This window comes from Tychonema sp. LEGE 07196 (assembly GCF_963890365.1).
In the GTDB taxonomy this organism is placed as follows: domain Bacteria; phylum Cyanobacteriota; class Cyanobacteriia; order Cyanobacteriales; family Microcoleaceae; genus Microcoleus.
The window spans coordinates 1-5,824 of sequence record NZ_CAWPRX010000156.1 but is presented as its reverse complement, the minus strand read 5'-3'; the positions used below and the strand labels follow the sequence as shown (position 1 = coordinate 5,824).

The following is a 5,824-nucleotide window of genomic DNA, read 5'->3' as shown; positions in this document are numbered from 1 at the left end:
GCTAAAACTTCATCCATACCACATAGGTCAGAAAAATGGTATTAGATATGAAATTGGCAATTTTCAGCAAACCGTATTGCCCTCTAACCATAAAGACAAGATTGGTTTGTAGTGAGGACTTTAGCCCGCAATTATATAGCAATCCTAAATCATTTGTGAATTTCTTACTCCCTCCCCTAGAACGGGGAGGGTTGGGGTGGGGTAAAAAGTTTACGACTCATTTAGAATTGCTATAAGAACTAAATTCCTCACTACGAACCTGTGAATTGTTGATACTTGGTAATTGATTGGATATGATATAATTCATTGATGCCGTAAGGACAAAGCAATGCCTGCTCTACCTCTCAATAGCGAAAATCTACCTTATCCCGATCCGCTCCATCCGATTCTTGTCCACTTTGTAATTGCGATGGTAATTTTCTCATTTTTCTGCGACGTTGTTGGATATTTAACTCGCAATCACCGCTTGTTTGAGGTGAGTTTCTGGAACTTGTTTGTGGCGACAGTTTCCATATTCCTAGCTGTGATGTTCGGTCAGTTTGAAGCTGGTTTGGCGCAACCTTACGAGGTGGTTAAACCGGTACTGAATTTGCACGCGATTACGGGATGGTTGCTGGCGGCAATTCTGGCGGGTATTATGGGTTGGCGCTTTGTAATTCGCAGGCGCAATCCCTTGAAAGTACCGCCGGCTTATCTGGGGGCGACAACTTTTTTGAGTTGTTTGGTTTTATTTCAAACATATCTGGGAACTCGGCTGGTTTGGGTTTACGGGTTGCACGTAGAGCCGATCGTTGAAGCGACGAAAAGAGGAATTTTGCAATGAACTCGCAACTTGTGCAGCAACTTACCGATCAATTGGGGTTCAAGCTAGGTGCAAACAGACTGCCCTACGAAGTGCCAATTCATCCGAATTTGGTGCATTTTACCCTGGGTTTGTTTATAATTGCCATCTTGTTTGATATAGCAGGAAATCTTTTTCCGTTAGAAAGACCGATTTTGAAATTTTTGGCTGTCCCTGCGCTGCGATCGGGCTTTTATGATGTGGGCTGGTACAATTTGGTGGCAAGTGCGATCGTCACATTTTTTACTGTCGCAGCCGGATTTTTCGAGATTATGCTCGCAGATCCCCCTGCGAATGTCAAGAGTGCGTGGGGGTTGGGTGCAGCGCCGACGATGGTACTGCACGGTTTGGGCGGAGTTTTGCTCTTGGGGGCGATCGTTGCCCTGACCGTGTGGAGGGGGTTTCAGCGCTACCGCTGGCGCAGGGAAGCCAGCAGACAAGTGCAGTGGAGCTATTTGCTAGCAGGCGTTGTCATGCTGGGTTTACTATTCGTTCACGGGACGCTCGGAGCACACATGGGAGATCAGTTTGGGATTCACAATACGGCTGCGGCTTTGCTCCGACAGGGATTAAATCCTAGTTCTGCCCTCCAGTAAATAGGTAAATAAATTAAGAGTTTCGACTTAGAATACGCATCTTTTCAAGCAGCAGGAATTTTATGAAAGTTTTCATGAGCTTGCTATTGGCGATCGCGATCGCCTTAGATATGATAGCCAGCCACTGGGTAGGACAGCAGGCCTATTCTTGGATGCCCAGTCAGGGAACCGCAGAAGCCCAACAAGTTGACAATCTGTTTAGCTTCTTGGTGTCTATCGGAACGTTTATTTTTATCGGAATTGCTGCCATTATCCTCTATTCTATCCTCACTTCCCGCGCACCGAAAGGAGACTTCAGCCACGGTCATCCTGCGAGGGGGAATTGGAAAATCGAGGTTCTTTGGGTAGTTGTTCCGGTGTTGTTAGTGACGTGGATTGCAGCTCAAAGCTACATGATTTATCAGAAAATCAACATCCAAGGTTTGACACCGATCGCCCACTTGCACCTGCCTCTAGAAGAACCTGTTTATGCCGCCGAAAAACCTACGGAAAACAACAACAATTCTAAATTAGTTTCTGAAGAAATTGAGGTAATTGCTAAACAGTGGTCTTGGTCTTTCCGCTATCCGAGCCAGAATGTTACCAGTACAGAATTGCACCTGCCAGTTAATCAAAACGTGCGGCTGACATTGCAATCACTGGATGTTATTCACGGTTTCTACGTTCCTGAATTCCGCATCAAGCAAGATATCATTCCCAACCGCAGTATTAATTTTGTGTTTGCGCCGATCCGAGAAGGCAAATATCGGTTGAGAGATTCTCAATTCAGCGGCACTTACTTTGCCCTGATGGATGCGGATGTGTACGTTGAATCCCCCGCAGCTTACGATCGCTGGCTGACCCAAGCTGCGACACAATCGCCAACTCCTGCAAGCAATCAGGCGGTTTCCGAACACACAAAACAACTCCAGAAAACCAGAGGCAGCTTCTGGCCCACTGTGAAACCGGCTCCGCCTCCTGTGGTAAATCATCCCAACTGATCGAACTATTCGGCAAAAAACAGAATTTGCTCTCGATTAATAACTAAGTAACTGAAAAATGACAAATAACTCGATAGAAAACATAGCCGGCGGGAAAAATCCTGAAAGCGATCTCCGCGAAAATCCGATTCATTGGCGGCGCTACCTCAGCTTCAGCAAAGATCATAAAGTTATCGGCATTCAGTACCTAATTACCGCTTTTATCTTCTTTTTAATCGCGGGTTTATTCTCGATGATTATGCGCGCCGAACTGATCTCTCCAGCATTAAATCTAGTCGATCGCCCGCTGTACAATGGCTTATTCACCATGCACGGGACAATAATGATCTTCCTGTGGGTTTTCCCCTGCATGGTGGGTCTAGGCAACTACCTGGTACCGCTGGCGATCGGGGCGCGGGACATGGCGTTTCCCCTCCTCAATGCCATCTCCTTCTGGATAATTCCCTTCGCAGGCATCCTGCTGATTTCCAGCTTCTTGCTGCCCAGCGGCACCGCCCAGGCCGGCTGGTGGTCTTACCCGCCGGTCAGCATCCAGAACCCGTCAGGCGATTTAATCAACGGCCAACTGATCTGGCTGGTGAGTGTGGCGCTGCTGGGCATCTCGTCGATTATGGGGGGAATTAACTTCGTAACGACGATCGTCAGAATGCGAGCACCGGGCATGACTTGGTTCCGAATGCCAGTCTTTGTGTGGACGGTTTTGAGCGCCCAGTTGCTGCAACTGTTTTGCCTGCCAGCCCTGACAGCGGCTGCGGTGCTGATGTTGTTCGATTTAGCCTTGGGGACAACCTTTTTCGATCCTTTTAACGAAGGCAGTCCGATTCTCTACCAGCACTTATTCTGGTTTTACTCGCACCCTGCAGTTTACGTAATGGCGCTGCCGGCCTTCGGTATTTTCTCCGAGATTTTGCCTGCTTTTTCCCGCAACCCTTTGTTTGGCTATAAATCCGTAGCGGTTGCATCCTTTGCAATTTCTCTAGTCAGCATCTTCGTTTGGGTACACCATATGTTCGCCAGCGGCACTCCCGGCTGGATGCGGATGCTGTTCATGTTCTCCACCATGTTAGTCGCCGTGCCGACTGGCGTTAAGGTATTCGCTTGGACTGCTACCGTTTGGGGCGGAAAGCTGCACCTACAAACGCCGATGCTGTTTGCCTTGGGTGGCGTAGTCATGTTTCTGTTCGGCGGCATCACGGGCGTTATGCTGGGGGCCGTGCCTTTTAATCTGCACGTAAATAATACTTATTTTATAGTCGGCCACTTCCACTACATTGTGTTCAACACCATCACAATTGCGATTTTTGGAGCAATTTACTACTGGTTTCCCAAGATGACTGGGCGGATGTACGCCGAGGGCTGGGGCAAAATCCACTTCTGGCTGACTTTTATCGGGGCCAATCTGACTTTCTTTCCGATGCACCCGTTGGGCTTGCAAGGGATGGTGCGCCGGGTTGCTTCCTACGATCCGCAATACCAAGGGTTGAACGTCATTGCCAGTTTGGGGGGATTTCTGCTGGGGGTATCGACGCTGCCTTTTATCGTCAATATGGTGGTTTCCGCGCTGCAGGGCCCGAAAGCAACGGACAATCCTTGGCACGCTACGGGGTTGGAGTGGACTGTTTCTTCGCCGCCGCCTGTTGAGAATTTTGCCCAGATTCCGATTGTGACTTTGCCGCCGTACCACTATGTCGATTCTCCCGATCCGATTACCCAGGCTTCTGCTCAAGAATAGCTGCAATTTCAACCGCTGATTTCGGGCGGATCAACACAGATTAAAGGCTTTCAAACTCTCATAGGAGCTGCTGTCGGGCATTGGGAATTGGGCAAACAGGGAATTGGCCCGCGCAGGGAATTGGGAATTGGCTCGCGCAGGGAATTGGGAATTGGGAATTGGCCCGCGCAGGGAATTGGGAATTGGGAATTGGCCCGCGCAGGGAATTGGGAATTGGCCCGCGCAGGGCATTGGCCAAACAGGGCAATTGGCCCGCGCAGGGCATACCTCACAACGCTTGAGAACCGCTATAACGCAGATATTTTCAATAATTGAGATCGATCGAATGCTAGAGGTATTTTCTTCGTGATGACCAATAACCAATAACCAATAACCAATAACCAATAACCAATAACCAATAACCAATAACCAATAACCAATAACCACTAACCAATAACCAATAACCAATAACCAATAACCAATAACCAATAACCAATAACCAATAACCAATAACCAATAACTTATGGCAAATCCTACGCATTCAGGGCGATCGCCCCAAGAAACCAACGAAAATTCTCAAGATCGCAAAAAGGGGATGTTTGGCTTTACCGTATTCTTGCTTTCCGAGAGTATGGTTTTCCTCAGTTTTTTCGCCGCCTACATCATCTTGCGGCAGACAACTCCCAACTGGATTCCTCCTGGTATCCCGAAATTAGAGGTGCTTAAACCTGCGATTAACACGGCGGTACTGGTTTCGAGCAGTTTTGTCATTTACTTTGCCGAACAGGCCCTCGATCGCCGGAAACTGGGTTTATTTCGCTTGCTGTGGCTGACGGCATCGTTGATGGGAACTTACTTTTTAGTTAATCAGGCGATCGAGTGGAACAACCTATCTTTTGGGCTGACTACAGGGTTGTTCGGCGCGACATTTTATCTGCTGACTGGGTTTCACGGTTTGCACGTTTTTGTCGGGATTATCTTGCAGCTAATTATGCTTGTCCGTTCTTTCCTTCCGGGGAACTACAACGGCGGCCACTTCGGCGTGAGTGCAGCTTCTTTGTTTTGGCACTTTGTTGATGCGATCTGGATTGTTTTGTTCTCGCTGGTTTATCTGTGGTAGTTCTATTTCTTTGCCAAAACCCTACCCTTGCGGTTTTGATAGTGCTTGTAATTCTTCCCAAGTGTAATGTTTGGGCAATTCCACTGGCTTAGCATTAGCGCCTAAACCTAACCCGATCGCCGGCTGAATTTCGGCGATCGCCTCTGAAGCAACATCAGCCACCGCATTGCCTGCCATACCGCCCGCGATCGCCCCTGCGATGCTACCAATGGCCGCACCAACCTTTCCGCCAACAGAATTACCAATAGCCGCACCGGCTACACCGCCGCCGACTGCGCCCAATCCTGTGGCGATCGGGTGAGACTCGGATGTTTCCGATCGATCGGTAGCATTTTCATTCGTCTCATTCATCTTTTTAGCATCATTCATTGCCATCATTTCCTCACAAATTTTGCTGTTTATTCTCAATTTTTGCTTTTATGTAGCAATCCTAAATCATTTGTGAATTTCTTACACCAATTTCATAAAGTTATGCTACTACCGAAAGTTTGACTCCCCCCTTAATAAGGGGGGGTTGGGGGGGGTAGATATGTAGCGCTATTTTATGAATTTGGTATTACTCCCTCCCCTTAATAA

General features: G+C 48.1%; 7 protein-coding genes and 1 pseudogene. 6 read left to right on the top strand and 2 right to left on the bottom strand.

From position 1 onward, the window contains the following. Nucleotides 1–328 precede the first annotated feature (328 nt). From AACV78_RS18125 to AACV78_RS18105, 5 genes are all read left to right on the top strand, one after another. Nucleotides 329–823 carry a DUF2231 domain-containing protein gene (locus AACV78_RS18125; protein WP_194009154.1) on the top strand — a complete coding sequence of 165 codons (495 nt, stop codon included), beginning with the start codon at nucleotides 329–331 and terminating at the stop codon, nucleotides 821–823. Continuing rightward, entirely contained in the window at nucleotides 820–1,437 is a 618-nt protein-coding gene (locus AACV78_RS18120; RefSeq protein WP_194009153.1) for a DUF2231 domain-containing protein, read from the top strand. The genes AACV78_RS18125 and AACV78_RS18120 overlap by 4 nt, the downstream gene beginning before the upstream one ends. Nucleotides 1,438–1,499: 62 nt before the next feature. Further along, nucleotides 1,500–2,417 (top strand): cytochrome c oxidase subunit II, encoded by a 918-nt coding sequence (locus tag AACV78_RS18115; protein WP_194009152.1) that lies wholly within the window; start codon nucleotides 1,500–1,502, stop codon nucleotides 2,415–2,417. A 58-nt stretch (nucleotides 2,418–2,475) separates the two neighbouring features. Next, nucleotides 2,476–4,149 carry a cytochrome c oxidase subunit I gene (ctaD, locus tag AACV78_RS18110; protein WP_194009151.1) on the top strand — a complete coding sequence of 558 codons (1,674 nt, stop codon included), beginning with the start codon at nucleotides 2,476–2,478 and terminating at the stop codon, nucleotides 4,147–4,149. A gap of 80 nt (nucleotides 4,150–4,229) precedes the next feature. Then, complete coding sequence (locus AACV78_RS18105) at nucleotides 4,230–4,430, top strand: hypothetical protein (RefSeq protein ID WP_194009150.1); 201 nt, start codon at nucleotides 4,230–4,232, stop codon at nucleotides 4,428–4,430. A gap of 6 nt (nucleotides 4,431–4,436) precedes the next feature. On the opposite strand, the pseudogene AACV78_RS28755 reads toward AACV78_RS18105, so the two are convergent. Continuing rightward, nucleotides 4,437–4,646: pseudogene (locus AACV78_RS28755) on the bottom strand (hypothetical protein). 5 nt (nucleotides 4,647–4,651) lie between these two features. On the opposite strand from AACV78_RS28755, the gene AACV78_RS18100 reads away from it, so the two are divergent. Next, nucleotides 4,652–5,248 (top strand): cytochrome c oxidase subunit 3, encoded by a 597-nt coding sequence (locus tag AACV78_RS18100; protein WP_194009149.1) that lies wholly within the window; start codon nucleotides 4,652–4,654, stop codon nucleotides 5,246–5,248. Between the two features lie 21 nt (nucleotides 5,249–5,269). On the opposite strand, the gene AACV78_RS18095 is transcribed toward AACV78_RS18100, so the two are convergent. Further along, complete coding sequence (locus AACV78_RS18095; protein ID WP_228042720.1) at nucleotides 5,270–5,617, bottom strand: glycine zipper domain-containing protein; 348 nt, start codon at nucleotides 5,615–5,617, stop codon at nucleotides 5,270–5,272. Between the last annotated feature and the right edge of the window lie 207 nt (nucleotides 5,618–5,824).